This is a genomic window from Streptomyces sp. H27-D2, from assembly GCF_035828615.1.
Taxonomy (GTDB): Bacteria; Actinomycetota; Actinomycetes; order Streptomycetales; family Streptomycetaceae; genus Streptomyces.
Window position 1 is genome coordinate 1 of record NZ_JAYMZR010000126.1, and the last position, 16,796, is coordinate 16,796.

The following is a 16,796-nucleotide window of genomic DNA, read 5'->3' on the forward strand; positions in this document are numbered from 1 at the left end:
GTCCAGGCTCACCCCCGACGCAGCGCCGGCCACCACTTCCCCGGCTACCACCACGGCCACCACCACCGCCCCCGCCGGCACGCGGCCCCTGACCGGCATCATCGTCGCCACCGCGCTGCCCTACACCGAGGACGCCGCCGCCCCCGCCGGGCTCCGCCCCGATCTGGACCGCTACGCCGCGCACTGCCGCTGGCTCGTGGACAACGGCTGCCACGGCGTCGGCCCCAACGGATCGCTGGGCGAGTACTCCTCCCTCACCGACGACGAGCGCCGCGAAGTGGCCCGTACGGCCGTGGCGTCCGTCGGCGCCGACGCGCTGGTCGTCGTCGGCGTGCACGGGGCCGGGGCCCACCAGGCGCGCCACTGGGCGGAGCTGGCGGCGGAGGACGGCGCGGACGGCGTGCTGTGTCTGCCGCCGACCCTCTACCGCGCGAGCGCCGCCGAGGTCATCCACCACTACGAGCAGGTCGCGGCGGTCGGGCTGCCCGTGATGGCGTACAACAACCCGTTCGACACCAAGGTGGACCTGACGCCGGAACTGCTCCGCGAGATAGCCGCGATCGACAACGTCGTGGCGGTGAAGGAGTTCTCCGGCGATGTCCGCCGCGTCCTGCACATCAAGGAGCAGGCACCGGACCTCGACGTCGTGGCGGGGGCCGACGACCTCGTGCTGGAGTCGCTGCTGATGGGCGCGACGGGCTGGTTCGCGGGCTTCCCGAACGTCTTCCCGGCCGAGTCGGTGCGGCTCTACAACCTCGCGCGGGCGGGCCGTCTGGACCAGGCCAGAGCCCTGTACGCGCCCCTGATCGCCGCTTTCCGCTGGGATTCGCGGACCGAGTTCGTCCAGTCGATCAAGCGCGGCATGGACCTGGTCGGCCGCTACGGCGGCCCGTGCCGCCCGCCGCGCGGCCCGCTGAGCGAGGCCCACGCCAAGCAACTCGACGCGGACATGCGGCGTGCCATCGACTTCCTCGGCTGCCCCAGCTCACTTTTCCCGCTCGAAACTCCTACCCCTCCCGACCCGCTCGCTTCTCCCGACGCGTCCCATCCACTCGGCTCGGAGCGCTGAACCGGTGCGCGCGGTCCGCTGTTTCAGCGCCGTCGACTCGCACACCGAGGGCATGCCGACCCGCGTCATCACCGGCGGCATGGGCCAGGTCCCGGGCGTCACGATGGCGGACCGCCGCCTGCACTTCATCGAACACCTCGACCACATCCGCCAGTTGCTCATGAACGAGCCGCGCGGACACTCCGCGATGAGCGGCGCGATCCTGCAACCGCCGACCCGGCCCGACGCCGACTGGGGCGTGCTCTACATCGAGGTCTCCGGCTGCCTGCCGGTCTGCGGCCACGGCACGATCGGGGTCGCGACCGTCCTGGTCGAAACCGGCATGGTCGAGGTGACCGAACCGGTGACCACCGTCCGGCTGGACACCCCGGCCGGCCTGGTCGAAGCCCGGGTGGCCGTACGCGACGGGCGGGCCGAGCGCGTCACGATCCAGAACGTCCCCTCGTACGCGGCCGAACTCGACGCGACGATCAAGGTGCCCGGCTTCGGCGAGGTCCGCTACGACATGGCGTACGGCGGCAATTTCTACGCGATCACCCCGCTCGACCGCCTCGGCATCCCGTTCGCAGCCGCCCATCAGGACGAGATCGTCGCGGCAGGACGCGCGATCATGACGGCGATCAACGAACAGCGCCGCCCGGCACACCCCGAGGACCCGTCGATCGCGGGCTGCCACCACGTCCAGTTCACGGCGCCGGGCATCGCCGGGGGCGCGGCGGCCGGCCCCGCAGGCGTCAGCGACTCCCGCAACGCGATGGCGATCCACCCGGGCTGGCTCGACCGCTCCCCCTGCGGCACAGGCACCAGCGCCCGAATGGCCCAACTCCACGCACGCGGCGAACTCCCCCTCCACCAGGACTTCATCAACGAGTCCCTGATCGGCACCCGCTTCACGGGCCGCCTCATCGCCACGGCCCGGGTGGGCGGCTATGAGGCGGTCGTGCCTACGGTGACGGGCCGCGCTTGGATCACGGGGCTGGGGCAGTACCTCTTGGATCCGACGGATCCGTTTCCTCGGGGGTTCGTGCTGTAGCGGTAGCCCCACCTGTGGCGGGTGGTACGGAGCCCCGCCAGCGGCTTCAGTGCTCCCGGAGCCGAGCGGCCTTCCACTCCGCCCAGACCTCCTTCCCACCAGTGGCGCGAAGCCCGTTGACGAGGATGTAGTGGCCCCGGTCAACAGCGCACTGGCGAAGCAGCCAGCGTCCTCGGCCATGCTCGGCGTCGGGGCGGCCGGGCAGCGGGTCGGGCAGCCTCGGATTGCTGTCCCAAACGCTGAGGCGCAGACGCTGCTCGGTCCGGGCGTAGCTGAGACGTACGGAGACGGGCCCGCTGGCATGGCGTACGGAGTTGGTCGTCAGCTCGGAGGCCAACAGCTCCGCGTTGTCGATGACCGCGTCGTCCAGGCCATGACGACGCAGCACGGTACGGACATGAGCGCGCGCGATACCGGGACCGAGGGTGCAGTTGGAAATGCGCAGCGCGTACTCCCAGTCGTCCGGAGGATCGGAGGGTGGAGGGAATGCGGCGGCCGGGACGTGAAGAGACATGCGCGTAACTCCTCTTTGAGGCAGGGCGGTTGCATGGTTGATGGATCGCTTCGGGCGGTGGCTGTGTCGCCCTGCGCGTCGCGGATGTGCGGGCAGGGCGGTGCGCTTCCGGGGGTCCCGTCGCCACGGTGAGTAGCTGGCGTGCGACTTACCGTAGGGCATTCAAGTACAGTACTGCTACCGAACAAGGGAACATTCTGAATCTCTCGGGGATGGCAGGCTGGGCACGGACAGAGGGAGGGTCATGCCGCCGAGAACCACGGCTACCGCACGACAGCAGCGACTTGGTGCCGAGCTGCGCAGACTTCGTGAGCGCGCCGGCCTGTCCACCCGGGAGGCGGGTCAGAAGCTGGGCGTTGACCCGGCGCGGATCAGTAACATCGAGTCAGGACGCTTTGGTGTCAGTGCCGATCGGGTACGCACTTTCGCGCTCGGCTATGACTGTTCGGACACCGGGCTGATCGAGGCGCTGAGGGAGATGACGGCCGGGCGCTCCCGCAACTGGTGGGACGACTACCGGGAAACGCTCCCGTCCGTACTGCTCGACCTTGCCGAACTGGAGCACCGCGCGACGGAGATTCGTACCGCCCAGTTCACGCATTTGCCGGGGCTCCTCCAGACCACGGACTACGCCCGTCTGGTCTTCCGGCAAAACGTCCCGGTGCTGCCACCGCCCGAGATCGAGTACCGGTTGTCGCATCGGATCAAGCGGCAGGGAATCCTCTACCGGGACGATCCGACCCCCTATACCGCGATCATCCACGAGGCAGCGCTACGGATGCAGTTCGGCGGTGCGGATCTCATGCGGGAGCAGCTCGTGCACATCGCGGAGATGAGCGAGCGCGACGGTGTCGATGTACTCGTGCTCCCCTTCTCGGCGGGAATCTTTCCCGGCGCGGGGCAGACGGTCGTCTACGCGGAGGGGCCGGTGCCCCAGTTGGACACGGTGCAGCTCGACACCGAGCACGGATCCGAATTCCTGCACGCTGAAGCGCAACTGGTGAAGTACCGGACCATCATGGAGAGATTCGAGAACGCATCGTTGGATGCCGCCTCGTCCCGTGCGTTCATTCTCGGCACCATCGCGAACTCTTGAGAGGTTCAGGCATGTCCCCCCTGTACTGGCAGAAGTCGTCTTACAGCAGCGAGGCGAGCAACTGCGTCGAACTCGCTACCGCGCCTGACGGATCGATCTGGCTTCGTGAGTCCGACGATCCTGATGGTGTGCTCACGGTGGGAAGGCCTGGCCTGTCTGCCTTCTTGCTGGCTGTGAAGGCGGGCCGCTTCGACCGGATAGCGCCGTAGAGCTGGAGACCGGTGAGTCTTGAGGCTGAGCGATCGAGCGGGCTCGCTCCACCACCGGTAGCCGGCACCGATTTCTTCGCGGACGCGCACCGCGACCGTCGGAGGTCAGTCCTGCGGCGGCGCGCTTGGGGGGCTGTGCTGGGTTCTGAAGCGAGTCAGCTGGTCGGCAAGCAGAGCGAGCCAGCCGCTGGGCGAGTAGGGCGCGGGGGATCGACTTCCATGCCCAGTTCGGCGACCGCGATCGCGTAGTCGCTCTCACCAATGACCAGGGCCAGGAGTTCGTGCCCTTCGCCAGTCAGTCGGGCGGTGACACTCGCATGCGTGGTGTCGAGGTAGTCAGTGAGGGCCGCGTCGTGGTCGTCATCGGTGATCACCTGTTGAGTACACCACTGAGCCGTCTTACGGTCGGGGTATGTCGCTGATCTCGTCTGCATGTGCGGGCGACTCTCTCAGATCGGGTTGAACGCCCAGAAGACGCCGACCTCGGACTCGGAGACGATGATCAACCCGAGATCTAGCGTGTAGTCGGTGAAACTGACACCGCCGGATTCTTTCTGGAAAAAATCCGGACTCTTGGTCGTGCGAGCAAGAATGGAAGTGGTGTAGCAGGAACTCCTTGATCCGTATCGAGAGGTAACAGTCCGGGCATCTGCCAACAGCTGTTCCTTTCGATCCGTGAAGCCTGGAATATGCTTCACGCCGAACCAGTCGTCCATCATAGCCACAAGCAATTCGACGGCAGAGTGGGACGTGATCTCATGGAGATGATCGACCAGCATCTCAATGGTGGGATAGATGAAGGGAAAGGCGGGGCCATACTGGGTCCGCTCCTGGTCATTTTCCTTATCCCAGTCGAGTGTCATCCATCCACGGGGATCCACGACTGAGCGTTCCATAATCGATAGGGCATCATGTCGCCATTCGGCGTGGCCCCTTGGTCCTGTTGCGGCGAATACATACGTGTCGTCGAGCAGGTGCAAGACTGCGGCTTCCCAATCAGCACGGTCAAGTGCGGGCATGTTAGTTCCTGGTCATTGGTTCACGAGGCGGGCATGGAGGTGAGCACGACGAAGGGCATGGAGGTTAGAGGGGGTTGAAGAACCAGAAGAGACCGACTTCTGTTTCGGAGACGACGATCACGCCATAGTCTTCTACATATTCGGTGAGAGGCGCCCATCCGTGCGTCATGAGAGAACTGTCTAGGCTTTTCGTTACTCGGGCGTCGGTCAAGTTTGTGTAGCATGTAAAATCTGGTTCATACCGGGAGAGAAGAGTGCGGGCTTCCATGAGCAACCCAGGTTTCCGTTCTGCGAATGTCGGAATGTTGGCAATTTCATATCCTTCGTATGTCATAGCAGCCAGGAGTTCTTCGGCAGATTCTGTGGAAATTTCATAGAGTCGAGTGGCGAGTATTTCGACCGTTGGTGAAGCGAAGGGGAAAGTAGGGTTTTCTTCGGTTCGCCCTTCGATGTCCCATTCTAGTGTGGACCAGCCGCGCGGGTCTTCAACTTCGCGTGCCATGATGGCTAGGACGTCACGATGCCAGTCGGGGTGTAGACGCGGGCCCGTCGTGATGAGGGAGTAGATATCGTCGAACATATGTAGCGCCGCAGCATCCCAGGTTTCGCGTTGCAGGGATTCCATTATTTCTCCTGGTTGGGATGGATCAGACGGAAGGCATGGAGGTCAGTACGACGAGCAGCGACCGTACGGCAGCAGCGAATCGGGGCCGAACTGCGCAAGCTTCGTGAACGCGCTGGGCTGAGTACGCGTGAGGCGGGTGAGCTGCTGAGCGTCAACGCGGCGCGCATCAGCGCCATCGAGTCCGGTCGGTTCGGCGTCAGTGCCGAACGGGTCCGGATGTTCGCCCATAGCTATGGTTGCGCCGACGAGGGGTACGTCGGAGAGGTCGCGGCCATGACGGCCGGCCGTGGTCGCAACTGGTGGGACGAGTACCGGGATCGACTGCCCTCCGGCCTGTTGGACCTGGCCGAGCTGGAGCATCACGCGACGGCCCTGCATTCAGCCCAGATCGCGCATGTACGCCGAAGGGCCCACGCCGGAACTGGGCACCGTGCAGCTCGACGCCGAACATGGATCCGTATTCCTGCACGCGGACCTACAGCTACAGAAGTACCGGACGTTCATGCAGTACTTCGAGGCGGTGGCCCTCAAGGAGCCCGAGTCCCGCGACTTCATCCGCGACTTCATCAGCAACCTCTGAAGGGCCTCTGAAGTGGCTGACCTGACCTGGCAGAAGTCCTCCCACAGCAGCGAGGGCAACAACTGCGTCGAGCTGGCCCCTGCCCCTGACGGATCGATCCGCCTTCGTGAGTCCGACGATCCTGATGGTGTTCTTGCGGTGGGAAGGCCTGGCCTGTCTGCCTTCTTGCTGGCTGTGAAGGCGGGCCGCTTCGACCGGATAGCGCCGTAGAGCTGGAGACCGGTGAGTCTTGAGGCTGAGCGATCGAGCGGGCTCGCTCCACCACCGGTAGCCGGCACCGATTTCTTCGCGGACGCGCACCGCGACCGTCGGAGGTCAGTCCTGCTGCGGCGCGCTCGGGGGGCGGTACTGGGCTCTGAAGCCGGTGAGCCGGTCAGCGATCAGCGCGAGCCAGCCGCTCATGGCGTACGGGGCCGGGGGCTCCACCTCCATACCCAGTTCGGCGACCGCGAGCGCGTAATCGGCCTCGTCCGCATCGTTCAGAAGCGCCAGCAGCTCGTGCAGTTCGCCGACGAGCTCGGTGACGACGCTGGGGTGCGTCGTGCCACGGTAGTCGGCGAGAGCCGCTGCGTGGCCGTCGAATTCGTCCGGCATGTCCTGGGAGAACCAGCCGCCCAAGAGCTGTCCCAGCTCCGGGAACCGGGCGTGCCACTCCCAGCGGGTCTGTGGAGTGCCGGGCGGCGGGACATCGCCCTCCTCCACGCTCTTCTTGAGGTGATCGGCGACGAGCAGGAGCCAGCCCTGGATCTGGGCCTCCGCCAGCCCGATGTCGGGCACCGGATAGAACTCGCCCAGACGCAGCCGGAGCCGGCCCGGTGGGTGCTGCGCGTATTCACGCAGCTGCTGCTCGGCCGTGGCGATCGCCCACGGCCGGGTGGGCCAGGTCTGCCGCAGATAGGAGTCCAGGGCGACGCTGCGTTCGTCGGCAGTGTCGTCGGCGGCTTGCCCGAGGTAGGCACAGATCACCTGATCCAGCTCGCCGTACTTCCGGTCGTGTTCGAGCGGCTTCATAGGACTACGGGCCTGCCTCTACAGATAGATCGGAAAGGTGGCGTGGACGCTGAAGCCTTGGGGCCGTGAGGTGTCGCGCTTGAGCACCACGCGCGCGGCCCGTACATCCACCGGCTCGCGGCCGGCCAGCATCATCGCCTGCAGGAGAACGCGGCCGACCGGGTCCGGGCGCGAGGGCCAGGCTGCCTCGATGGTCAGCCGTTGCCGGGTGTTCTGGACGAGCCAGCGGTGGATGGCCTGCTCATTGCGGGTCACAACCTGCTGGGTGCACCACTGGGCGGTCTCCCGGTCGGGGTAGGTGGCGGTTCTGGTCCGCATGGGGTGCGCTCTTTTCTTAGATTGGGTTAAAGAACCAGAATAGGCCGACTTCGGTATCGGAGACTACGACTACGCCGTAGTCCTCTGTGTATTCCGTGAGGGGCATGCATCCGTAGTTCATATGAGGCACCAATCGAGAACTCTCCAGGTGTTTGGTTGGTTGGGAATCGGACAAATTTGTGTAGCATGTGAAATCTGGTTCAAATCGAGAAATAAGGGTGCGGGCCTCGGTAAGGAGTCCGGGCTTTCGTTCTGCGAACGTCGGAATATTGGCAATTTCGTACCCTTCGAATGTCATGGCCACTAGTAGTTCTGAAGCCGAATCCGGATAAATTTCATGTAGTTTGGTGGTTAGTTTTTCGACTGTGTGAGAGAGGAAAGGGAAAGCTGGATTCTCTTTGTTCCGCTCATCGGTATCGATATCCCACTCGAGCGTTGACCAGCCGCGTGGGTCTTCGACGGTACGTGTCATGATGGCAAGAAGGTCATGGTGCCAGTCGATATGTTGACGGCGTCCTACCGTGATCAGTGAGTAGATGTCTTCGTACAGGTGAAGTGCTGCAGAATCCCAGGCTTCACGTCGTAGAGGTGGCATTGGCGCTCCTGGTCGAGATCCGTTAAAGAACGGATGGCATGGAGGTCAGTACGACGAATGGTGGATTCAATCGAGAATCGTATTTCAGTCTTGTGTTGATATTCTTGACAGGGCTCGATTGAACATTGAGTCCGTCATTTTTGAATCCGGAACCGTTAAGCGGATTCGCTTGTTTCGTGACACTCCGACCACTGTCCTCATTATTCGGTGCAGTGCTTCTGAAATCCATACTCTTGCCCTCCTCCGGCGGTGGCGGTCCATCCAGCCAGGATTTTATTGCGGCCGAGTTCTGGTCGATATTGTACTGGGTGAGCCTCTGCGCGCTGGATATATCTACGAAAGAGGAAGAGGCACCAATGGAAGGTCTCCCCAGCGGCCAGCCTGCCGTAGGAGGGCCTCCCTGGTCGCGTAGTCGCTGGGCGAGTTGGGCGTCGGTCTTGCCAACGTGCTTGTCGATGGTGTGACCGCCGTTCAGCTCTTCGTTACTCGCCAAATCAATCCGGTAGATACCGTTCTTTGTGTCCTCCGGATTCGCCCACTTCTGCTCATGCTTGAACTCATTCAGGGACCGGGATCCGAACCCTTCTGCCCGCGCCGCCTCGGCCTTGAGGGTGGGGGCGCTGAGAAACGCCTCGTTCAGCGGGGGAAGCAGACCTGTCAGGGTTGTGGCTATGCCGTGGCAGGCCTCGTGGTATGTCTCGACTGCCCTGTTGACGCCGTCGTAGTCCATATGCGACCTGAATGACAGGACTGCCTTTGCCGCAACTTCGACGGATCCGAGTGGCGTAATTTTGAGGAGATCGTCCCAGGAGGGGCTTGTGAAATCATCGATCATGTCTTGGACCATTGCTTTCCCGGCAGTGATGCCGGCAGCCTCGGAAACATCGGTCACTGCGGTCGCCGCGTCCACCAGGTCGTGACACGCCTGCTCCATGGCGAGCGCCGTCTTACTGAGAACCGTGAGGATGGGGCTTCGGTCGGACGGGGCCGTACTTGACGAGGTCTTCCAGTCCTGGCCGTTCCGATTTTTTCCCCAGGCTGTGGTGCCCCAGATGCTCTGGCAGAACGAGTTCATCGCACTCTGCCACTCGGGTTTGGATCCACTCGTGATGTACTGGATGATCCCGGTAAAATTTTCGCCAGATTTAAGGGCCGCGACACTTGCTTGTTTCCAGTATTCGGCGATTTCCCTCAGCTCGCCCTCCGTTGCGTGCGCGCCTGGGGTTATCTCGTAGAGTTTACCGAGCCGGAGGGATTTATCGATCACTTCTTCGAAACAATCGGCGATAAAGTCCGGGAAAGGGCCGATTCCGCGTATGATCGCGTAATTCGAGTCCGCGTTGGTGCCCTTCCATTTCAGGTCGGCGACGGTTCCATAGTCGGGGTCCTTGTCGATGACTGCCGGTGGATGCTGCCTCGGCGGCGGACCGTACTGCTTCTGGTTGGTGAACCAGTCGGCTGCCGTGTAGCTGTTCGCGGTCGCAGTCAGGCCGACGGACACACCCCCGACGCTCACCACACTCTTGGACCAGACCTCCAGGAACCGAAGCGCCACTTCCTTGTACGCGTCGGCGAAGGCATCGGCCCCGTGGCCTCGGCCGGCCAGTTGCTCCTTGCCGCTGAGCGAGCTGACGAGCTTCTTGGCGCCGCCGTTGTAGTTGAACTGCTCGTCCCAGACCCGGTTCGAGGTGTAGTAGAGGTGTGAGGGCTTGACGTCGAAACCGCCGCCGCTGTTGGGCGGTGGGGTTTTGAGGCCCGCCAGAACCTTGTCCCGCTGGGCGTCTGTCATCAGCTGCCGCCCCAGCTGCGCAGTACGGCCTTGTGGGCCGCGTCATAGTTGATGTGGCCGGTGACGACGATTTCATGGAGCCAGCGCTGGGCGCCCTCCAGGTCCTGCACCGACCTGTCCCACTTGTCGAGGCTTTCCACGCACATGTCACGGGCCTCGCCCTCCCATGTGAGGGTGACTTTCTCCACCCGCGCGTAGAGCGCGTCGAGTTTGGTGGTCAAGTTGTTGAGGATGTCCTCGATGTCCCCGGACAGCTGCTTCAGGCTGCCGAAGTCGACCGATATGCCGTCGTCGTCCGTCACATGTCCCCCGTGAATCGCTGTGCGTTCGGAACAACTTGATGCTCTTGATCACCGTAGCCGCATCAGAATGTGGGTCAGGGATCAGATCGTCAGAAGTCGTCGATCCGGCTCCTGGGGGGTGCCGGGGCGGGCTCCGGGTTCGCGTCGGCCATGCCGAGGATCTGCTGCTGTCCGTCAAGGGAGTTCTGGAGACTGCGGAAGGTGCGGAGTTGCTCCAGCTCCTCCGCGTTGAAGCCGTCCCGGCTCATCTTCACCGCTTCTTCGATGAGGATGAGCATCTCCCGAACCTGCACAGCATCGGCGTTGACGCCCCGCTGCAGGTCCCGGTATGCCGCCGCGGCGGGGCCCTTCCAGCCGGTCTCGATCGCGTCCACGAGAGAGTTCAACCGCTTGATCTTCGTTTTGAGGTAGCTCTGCATCCCGTCGAGGTCGTTGATGAGACTCGCCAACTCGCTGTCCGATACGGCGAGCTTCTCGTTGCCCATGCCACACCCTTCGTCGGTTTCGCAGCGGCCCGGCACCCTGCTCAAACTTGATCGTGCCATCCCTGCGGTGTCACACGTTTTGTCGTGGTGCGCCGGCCCGGGGCCGCCGACGCGTTTCCGTCGATGGCCCGGTGACGCATCCTGCGGGCCCGCCGCATCCGACCCTTTGACTTCGGAACGTATTCCGAAGTATCGTCGGGTCATGTCCACCGTTACCGTCTCGTTCTCGGACTTGTCGAAGAACTCCAAACGGGTCGCCGACACCCTCGATCGCGCCCAGCGCGTCCACGTCACGCGCCGTGACGGTGAGGATGTCTACCTGACCACCGCGCTCCACGACCGGCAGCGGGAGGAGACGGCGGATGTCACCGCCCGGCTGTTCGCCGCGCTGATCGGCAGTGATGAAGGCGCACGTGCCGTGCTCCTGGCGCTGCCCACGGTCTTCCCGTGGACGCGCCACCTGTCCGCCGAAGAAGTCCGTGAGTTCGTCGTCGACCTGGTCAACGCCACCCGCGACGTCGCGGAACTGGACGTGCACACCAACCTCCCCCGCGTCATCGCCGAATGGCGCGCCACCGCCAGAATCCTGGCGGACCGCACGCTGACCGCACAGCTCACCGCTCCGCTGCCCGACGAAGACCACGGTGAGGTCGCCGCTCCGTGAGTCCCCGACCAGTGCGACGCGCCCGCCCCCCAACCGGACCACCCGCCACCGGGTGACGCCGCGCGGCTCCGGTGAGACGTTCCCTGCAGCCCTCCGTGCCGGTCCGCGACATCGGACCGGCACGTCGCGCGGACGCGGAGAGAGACAGCGAAAGGGGCGCACGATGACGAAGAAGATCAAAGGCGTGGAGTACGCCGACGACGAAGCCGAGGCCACCCGGCTGTTGACCGCCTACTGCGTGGAGACCGGCTTCTCCCCCGAGTGGATCTCGAAGGACACCTGGGACACGACGGTCCGCATCGCCTGTTCCGTCGCGGCGAGCAACGGTTTGCAGGCGGCCATGGGCACGCTGGACGCCGACGCGCAGGCCCTGCGGAGCGCGGCTCGGAGGGAGGAGCGGCTCGGCAGGATCAAGGTGGAGAGTGAACAGCTCATCGCCGAGGCCAAGGCTTCGAGCAATCTGGGGAAGATCATCGGCCGGTGCCGGGACGCCTACGTCGCTGTCGCCCCGGCCGATTTCACCTACGGCGCGAGCCTGACCCGGATCGAGTTCGACAACCTCGCCGACGACTGGCGGGATCTCGGCACGTGGGCCGGTCGGCGGCAGATCGCCCAGTTCAGGTCGTTCACCGCGCTCGACGTGGAGGACAAGGCAGCCAAGGGCAAGGGGCAGACCGGGGACACCCTGGAAACGCGCGGGTTGCAGGGCAACGTGCTCGTCACCGTCGCCGGTGTGCGGTTCAACGTGCACATCAACATCACGGGCAAGTAGCCGACGGCCGGTACATCCGGCCGGAGAGGGCGAGCCCCGGCCGCCCTCGTCGACACCTACCCCGCCCCGCGACCCCTCCGGTCGCGGGGCGCTCATATGCGCGCGGGGGCCCATGCGGCGAGCCGCAGCCGCCCCGACCCTGTTGACTAGACGTATTCACCAGCGCCAAGATGTGAATAACTCGATCCACCCAGGGCGTGACCCGCCCCTGGGCGCATCGCATCATCCGATGGCCGGGAGGCACGATCCATGTCAGGTCCGCGACCCGTACGAGCAGCGCGTGGCACGGAACTCAGCACCTTGGGGTGGCAGCAGGAAGCCGCCCTGCGGATGCTGCAGAACAACCTCGACCCCGAGGTGGCCGAGCACCCCGACAAGCTCGTCGTCTACGGCGGCACCGGCAAGGCGGCCCGGGACTGGAAGTCCTACGACGCCATGGTGCGCACCCTGCGCACGCTCAAGCAGGACGAGACGATGCTCGTGCAGTCCGGCCGGCCGGTCGGGGTGATGCAGACGCACGAGTGGGCGCCGCGGGTGCTCCTCGCCAACTCCAACCTGGTGGGGGACTGGGCGAACTGGGAGGAGTTCCGCCGCCTGGAGGCGCTCGGGCTCACCATGTACGGCCAGATGACGGCCGGCTCCTGGATCTACATCGGGACCCAGGGCATCCTCCAGGGCACGTACGAGACGTTCGCGGCCGTCGCAGCCAAGCTCGCCGCGGCCGGCAAGGGCGTCAACGGGACGCTCGCCGGGACGATCACGCTCACCGCGGGCCTCGGCGGCATGGGCGGCGCGCAGCCGCTCGCCGTCACGATGAACGACGGCGTCGTGATCTGCGTCGACTGCGACCCGCGCGCCATCGAGCGGCGCATCGAGCACCGCTACCTGGACGTCAAGGCGAACAGCCTCGACCACGCCCTCCAGCTCGCCACCGAGGCCCGCGACCGGCGCAAGCCGTTGTCCATCGGGCTGCTCGGCAACGCGGCGGAGGTGTTCCCGCGGATGCTCGCGATGGGCGCGCCGATCGACATCGTCACCGACCAGACGAGCGCCCACGACCCGCTCGCCTACCTGCCGGCCGGCATCGGCTTCGAGGACATGGCCTCGGCCGCGACCGACGACCCCGCCGACTTCACGCTGCGCGCCCGCGACTCGATGGCCCAGCACGTCGAGGCCATGGTCGGGTTCATGGACGCGGGCGCGGAGGTCTTCGACTACGGCAACTCCATCCGCGGCGAGGCGCAGCTCGCGGGCTACAAGCGCGCCTTCGCCTTCCCCGGCTTCGTCCCCGCGTACATCAGGCCGCTCTTCGCCGAGGGCAAGGGCCCGTTCCGCTGGGCCGCGCTGTCCGGCGACCCGGCCGACATCGCCAAGACCGACCGGGCGATGCTGGAGCTCTTCCCGGAGAACGAGTCGCTCGCGCGCTGGATCAAGCTGGCCGGCGAGCGGGTGCACTTCCAGGGGCTGCCGGCCCGGATCTGCTGGCTCGGCTACGGCGAGCGGGACAAGGCCGGCGAGCGGTTCAACGACATGGTGGCCTCCGGCGAACTCGCCGCGCCGCTGGTCATCGGCCGTGACCACCTCGACTGCGGCTCCGTCGCCTCCCCGTACCGGGAGACCGAGGCGATGCTCGACGGCTCGGACGCCATCGCCGACTGGCCGCTGCTCAACGCCATGGTCAACGTGGCCTCCGGCGCCTCGTGGGTCTCCATCCACCAGGGCGGCGGCGTCGGCATGGGCCGCTCCATCCACGCGGGCCAGGTCACCGTCGCGGACGGCACCGCCCTCGCCGGCGAGAAGATCCGCCGCGTGCTGACCAACGACCCCGGCATGGGCGTCATCCGGCACGTCGACGCGGGCTACGACCGCGCCGACGAGGTCGCCGCCGAGCGCGGTGTCCGCATCCCGATGCGCGAGGACGACGCGAAGTGACCTCGACGTTCCACGAGATGTGGGCGGAGCTGCTGCCGGTCGGCCGCAGCTCCGCCTCCGGGGGCTACCGCCGCTACGCCTGGAACGAGGCCGACGCGGACTGCCGCGACTGGTTCCGCGCCCAGGCGGACGCCCGCGGTCTCACGTACGAGCTGGACCGCAACGGCAACCAGTGGGCCTGGCTCGGCGACCCGACCGCCGGGGACGCCGTCGTCACCGGCTCGCACCTCGACTCGGTGCCCGACGGCGGCGCGTTCGACGGGCCGCTCGGCGTCGTCTCCTCCTTCGCCGCGCTCGACGAACTGCGCAGCCGCGGCAAGCTGCCCGCCAAGCCGCTGGCGATCGTCAACTTCGGCGACGAGGAAGGGGCCCGCTTCGGCCTCGCCTGCGTCGGCTCGCGGCTCGCCGCCGGCCAACTCAGCGTCGAGAAGGCGCACGAACTGCGCGACGCGGACGGGATCAGCCTCCCGCAGGCCATGGAGCGCGCCGGGTATGACCCCGAGGCGATCGGCCCGGACCCCGAACGGCTGGCCAGGATCGGCGCGTTCGTCGAACTCCACGTCGAGCAGGGCCGGGCGCTCGCGGACACCCCGCACGCCGTCGGCGTCGCCTCCGCGATCTGGCCGCACGGCCGCTGGCGCTTCGACTTCCACGGCGAGGCCAACCACGCGGGCACCACCCGGATGGAGGACCGCCGGGACCCGATGCTCGCGTACGCCGAGACGGTGCTCGCCGCCCGCGAGCAGGCCGAGCGCTCCGGCGCCCGCGCGACCTTCGGCAAGGTCGCCGTCGAGCCCAACGGCGTCAACGCGATCCCCTCGCTGGTCCGCGGCTGGCTCGACTCCCGCGCCGCCGACGAGGCGACCCTCGCCGCCGTCGTCGCCGGGATCGAGCGCGCGGCCCGGGTGCGCGGCGGATGCGAGGGCGTGGAGGTCCGGGTCACCCGCGAGTCGTACACCCCCGTGATCGAGTTCGAACACGGCCTGCGCGACCGGCTGGCCGCGATCCTCACCACCACGGAACCGGTCCCCCTCCTCCCCACCGGCGCCGGACACGACGCGGGAATCCTCTCCGCCACGGTCCCGACCGCCATGCTGTACGTACGCAACCCCACGGGTGTCTCGCACTCCCCGGCGGAGTCCGCCGCGGAGGACGACTGCACGGCCGGGGTGACCGCACTCGCCGACGTACTGGAAGGCCTCGCATGCAGGTGAGCTACTGGCTGGAGCACGCCTGGCTCGGCGGAAACGTCGAGCCGGGCGTGCTGGTCGAGGTCAGGGACGGCCGCATCGGCGCCGTCGTCAAGAACCTCCCCTCCCCGCCCCCCGGAGCGCAATCGCTGCGCGGCCTCACCCTCCCCGGCCTGGCCAACACCCACTCGCACGCCTTCCACCGAGCGCTGCGCGGCACCGTCCAGGTCGGCAGCGGCACGTTCTGGACCTGGCGCGAGATCATGTACCAGGTGGCCGCGAAGCTCACCCCGGACACGTACTTCGCGCTCGCGCGCGCCGTCTACGCGGAGATGGCGCTGGCGGGCATCACCTGCGTGGGCGAGTTCCACTACCTGCACCACCAGCCCGACGGCAGGCCCTACGACGACCCCAACGCCATGGGCGAGGCGCTGATCGCCGCAGCCGCGGAGGCGGGCATCCGCATCACCCTGCTGGACACGGCCTACCTGGCCGCAGGCTTCGGCGAAAAGCCCAACCGCCACCAACTCCGCTTCAGCGACGGCACCTCGGACGCCTGGGCCGAGCGCGCCGCCCAGCTCAAGGAGACGGACCACGCCCGCATCGGCGCGGCCATCCACTCCGTACGGGCCGTGCCGCAGGCCCACCTGAGCACCGTCGCGGACTGGGCCAGAACCCGGCACGCCCCGCTGCACGTCCACCTCTCCGAGCAGACAGCCGAGAACGACGCCTGCCGGACCGCCCACGACCGCACCCCCACCCGCCTGCTGGCCGACCACGGCGTCCTGGGCCCCCGCACCACCGCCGTGCACGCGACCCACCTCACGGACGCGGACATCGCCCTCCTGGGCGACTCGGGCACCGGCACCTGCATGTGCCCGACGACCGAACGCGACCTGGCGGACGGCATCGGCCCCGCAGCCGCCCTCCAGAAGGCCGGCAGCCCGCTCTCCCTGGGCAGCGACAGCCACGCGGTGATCGACCTCTTCGAAGAGGCCCGCGCGATGGAACTGGACGAGCGCCTGCGCACCCGCCGCCGAGGCCACTGGACGGCCGCCGCGCTGCTCCGCGCCGCGACAGCCGACGGCCACGCCTCCCTGGGCTGGCAACAGGCGGGCGCCATCGAACCGGGTGCCCTGGCGGACCTGACCACCATCACCCTGCGATCCGTCCGCACCGCGGGCCCCCTCCCCCGCCTGGCCGCCGAAACAGCCGTCTTCGCCGCAACGAACGCGGACGTGAGCCACACCATCGTCGGCGGCCGAGTGATCGTCAGAGACGGAACCCACCAACAGATCCCGGACGTCCCGACCGCATTGGCCGACTCCATCGCGGCCGTACGAACCTGACGGGAGGCCGGCGATCCCACCCGCACCCGGCCGACGGCGCTCCGAGAACCTGCCGCCACCGCCACCACCACCGCACCCGCGCACGGGCGACGCGCGGCTCTCCCCACCCGCGCACGGGCGACGCGCGGGAGGGGTCCGGGGCCGCAGGGGTGGGGTCCTGGACGCTGTCGTGTATTTGTGGGCCGAATGACCGGCCGCCCCGACCTCTCCGGCTGGACGGCCCGTAAATATACGGTCCAGGACC

The 16,796-nt window shown here is 66.7% G+C and carries 21 protein-coding genes and 1 pseudogene; 12 read left to right on the forward strand and 10 right to left on the reverse strand.

Going from position 1 to position 16,796, the window contains the following annotated elements; all coding sequences use genetic code 11:
• Positions 1-88: 88 nt before the first annotated feature.
• Positions 89-1,069 (forward strand): dihydrodipicolinate synthase family protein, encoded by a 981-nt coding sequence (locus QMK28_RS30660; RefSeq protein WP_443050881.1) that lies wholly within the window; start codon positions 89-91, stop codon positions 1,067-1,069.
• 4 nt (positions 1,070-1,073) lie between these two features.
• Positions 1,074-2,102 carry a proline racemase family protein gene (locus QMK28_RS30665; RefSeq protein ID WP_326442962.1) on the forward strand — a complete coding sequence of 343 codons (1,029 nt, stop codon included), beginning with the start codon at positions 1,074-1,076 and terminating at the stop codon, positions 2,100-2,102.
• A gap of 46 nt (positions 2,103-2,148) precedes the next feature.
• Here the strand turns inward: QMK28_RS30665 and QMK28_RS30670 are convergent, their stop codons facing one another.
• On the reverse strand, positions 2,149-2,616 hold the full coding sequence (locus QMK28_RS30670) for an ATP-binding protein (protein ID WP_326442963.1): 468 nt from the start codon (positions 2,614-2,616) through the stop codon (positions 2,149-2,151).
• A 244-nt stretch (positions 2,617-2,860) separates the two neighbouring features.
• Between QMK28_RS30670 and QMK28_RS30675 the strand changes: the two genes are divergently transcribed.
• Together QMK28_RS30675 and QMK28_RS30680 are read left to right on the forward strand one after the other, a co-directional pair.
• Positions 2,861-3,712 carry a helix-turn-helix domain-containing protein gene (locus QMK28_RS30675; RefSeq protein ID WP_326442964.1) on the forward strand — a complete coding sequence of 284 codons (852 nt, stop codon included), beginning with the start codon at positions 2,861-2,863 and terminating at the stop codon, positions 3,710-3,712.
• Positions 3,713-3,723: 11 nt separating this feature from the next.
• Positions 3,724-3,921, forward strand: a complete 198-nt coding sequence (locus tag QMK28_RS30680; protein ID WP_326442965.1) for a DUF397 domain-containing protein — start codon at positions 3,724-3,726, stop codon at positions 3,919-3,921.
• Positions 3,922-4,076: 155 nt separating this feature from the next.
• Here the strand turns inward: QMK28_RS30680 and QMK28_RS30685 are convergent, their stop codons facing one another.
• The 3 genes from QMK28_RS30685 to QMK28_RS30695 form a co-directional block, all read right to left on the reverse strand.
• Positions 4,077-4,295, reverse strand: a complete 219-nt coding sequence (locus tag QMK28_RS30685; RefSeq protein WP_326442966.1) for a contact-dependent growth inhibition system immunity protein — start codon at positions 4,293-4,295, stop codon at positions 4,077-4,079.
• A 75-nt stretch (positions 4,296-4,370) separates the two neighbouring features.
• Complete coding sequence (locus tag QMK28_RS30690; RefSeq protein WP_326442967.1) at positions 4,371-4,940, reverse strand: hypothetical protein; 570 nt, start codon at positions 4,938-4,940, stop codon at positions 4,371-4,373.
• Positions 4,941-5,004: 64 nt separating this feature from the next.
• Positions 5,005-5,565 carry a hypothetical protein gene (locus QMK28_RS30695; protein ID WP_326442968.1) on the reverse strand — a complete coding sequence of 187 codons (561 nt, stop codon included), beginning with the start codon at positions 5,563-5,565 and terminating at the stop codon, positions 5,005-5,007.
• Between the two features lie 12 nt (positions 5,566-5,577).
• Between QMK28_RS30695 and QMK28_RS30700 the strand changes: the two are divergent.
• From QMK28_RS30700 to QMK28_RS30710, 3 genes and pseudogenes are all read left to right on the forward strand, one after another.
• Positions 5,578-5,751, forward strand: a pseudogene (locus QMK28_RS30700) (helix-turn-helix domain-containing protein); the annotation flags it as partial.
• Between the two features lie 208 nt (positions 5,752-5,959).
• Complete coding sequence (locus QMK28_RS30705; RefSeq protein ID WP_326442982.1) at positions 5,960-6,145, forward strand: hypothetical protein; 186 nt, start codon at positions 5,960-5,962, stop codon at positions 6,143-6,145.
• A gap of 12 nt (positions 6,146-6,157) precedes the next feature.
• The gene (locus QMK28_RS30710) at positions 6,158-6,355 is read left to right on the forward strand and encodes a DUF397 domain-containing protein (RefSeq protein WP_326442969.1); all 198 of its coding nucleotides are present in this window, start codon (positions 6,158-6,160) and stop codon (positions 6,353-6,355) included.
• A 105-nt stretch (positions 6,356-6,460) separates the two neighbouring features.
• Here the strand turns inward: QMK28_RS30710 and QMK28_RS30715 are convergent, their stop codons facing one another.
• The 6 genes from QMK28_RS30715 to QMK28_RS30740 all read right to left on the reverse strand — a co-directional run bounded on the left by QMK28_RS30715 (position 6,461) and on the right by QMK28_RS30740 (position 10,645).
• Positions 6,461-7,156 (reverse strand): contact-dependent growth inhibition system immunity protein, encoded by a 696-nt coding sequence (locus QMK28_RS30715; protein WP_326442970.1) that lies wholly within the window; start codon positions 7,154-7,156, stop codon positions 6,461-6,463.
• 18 nt (positions 7,157-7,174) lie between these two features.
• A complete protein-coding gene (locus tag QMK28_RS30720; RefSeq protein WP_326442971.1) occupies positions 7,175-7,474 on the reverse strand; it encodes an RNase A-like domain-containing protein in 300 nt (99 codons plus the stop codon).
• Positions 7,475-7,490: 16 nt separating this feature from the next.
• Positions 7,491-8,069, reverse strand: coding sequence for a hypothetical protein (locus tag QMK28_RS30725; protein ID WP_326442972.1), 579 nt, complete (start codon positions 8,067-8,069; stop codon positions 7,491-7,493).
• 22 nt (positions 8,070-8,091) lie between these two features.
• Complete coding sequence (locus tag QMK28_RS30730; RefSeq protein WP_326442973.1) at positions 8,092-9,858, reverse strand: RNase A-like domain-containing protein; 1,767 nt, start codon at positions 9,856-9,858, stop codon at positions 8,092-8,094.
• A complete protein-coding gene (locus tag QMK28_RS30735) occupies positions 9,858-10,160 on the reverse strand; it encodes a WXG100 family type VII secretion target (protein WP_326442974.1) in 303 nt (100 codons plus the stop codon). The genes QMK28_RS30730 and QMK28_RS30735 overlap by 1 nt, the downstream gene beginning before the upstream one ends.
• 89 nt (positions 10,161-10,249) lie before the next feature.
• Positions 10,250-10,645: a WXG100 family type VII secretion target gene (locus tag QMK28_RS30740; RefSeq protein ID WP_326442975.1), complete on the reverse strand. Its 396-nt coding sequence runs from the start codon at positions 10,643-10,645 to the stop codon at positions 10,250-10,252.
• 202 nt (positions 10,646-10,847) lie between these two features.
• On the opposite strand from QMK28_RS30740, the gene QMK28_RS30745 reads away from it, so the two are divergent.
• From QMK28_RS30745 to QMK28_RS30765, 5 genes are all read left to right on the forward strand, one after another.
• Positions 10,848-11,309 carry a prevent-host-death family protein gene (locus QMK28_RS30745; RefSeq protein ID WP_326442976.1) on the forward strand — a complete coding sequence of 154 codons (462 nt, stop codon included), beginning with the start codon at positions 10,848-10,850 and terminating at the stop codon, positions 11,307-11,309.
• 163 nt (positions 11,310-11,472) lie between these two features.
• A complete protein-coding gene (locus QMK28_RS30750; RefSeq protein WP_326442977.1) occupies positions 11,473-12,081 on the forward strand; it encodes a hypothetical protein in 609 nt (202 codons plus the stop codon).
• A 249-nt stretch (positions 12,082-12,330) separates the two neighbouring features.
• On the forward strand, positions 12,331-14,013 hold the full coding sequence (hutU, locus tag QMK28_RS30755; RefSeq protein WP_326442978.1) for a urocanate hydratase: 1,683 nt from the start codon (positions 12,331-12,333) through the stop codon (positions 14,011-14,013).
• A gap of 17 nt (positions 14,014-14,030) precedes the next feature.
• Positions 14,031-15,227, forward strand: a complete 1,197-nt coding sequence (locus QMK28_RS30760; protein ID WP_326442981.1) for an allantoate amidohydrolase — start codon at positions 14,031-14,033, stop codon at positions 15,225-15,227.
• Positions 15,218-16,552 (forward strand): formimidoylglutamate deiminase, encoded by a 1,335-nt coding sequence (locus tag QMK28_RS30765; RefSeq protein WP_326442979.1) that lies wholly within the window; start codon positions 15,218-15,220, stop codon positions 16,550-16,552. Before QMK28_RS30760 ends, QMK28_RS30765 begins: the two co-directional genes overlap by 10 nt.
• The last annotated feature ends 244 nt before the right edge of the window (positions 16,553-16,796 follow it).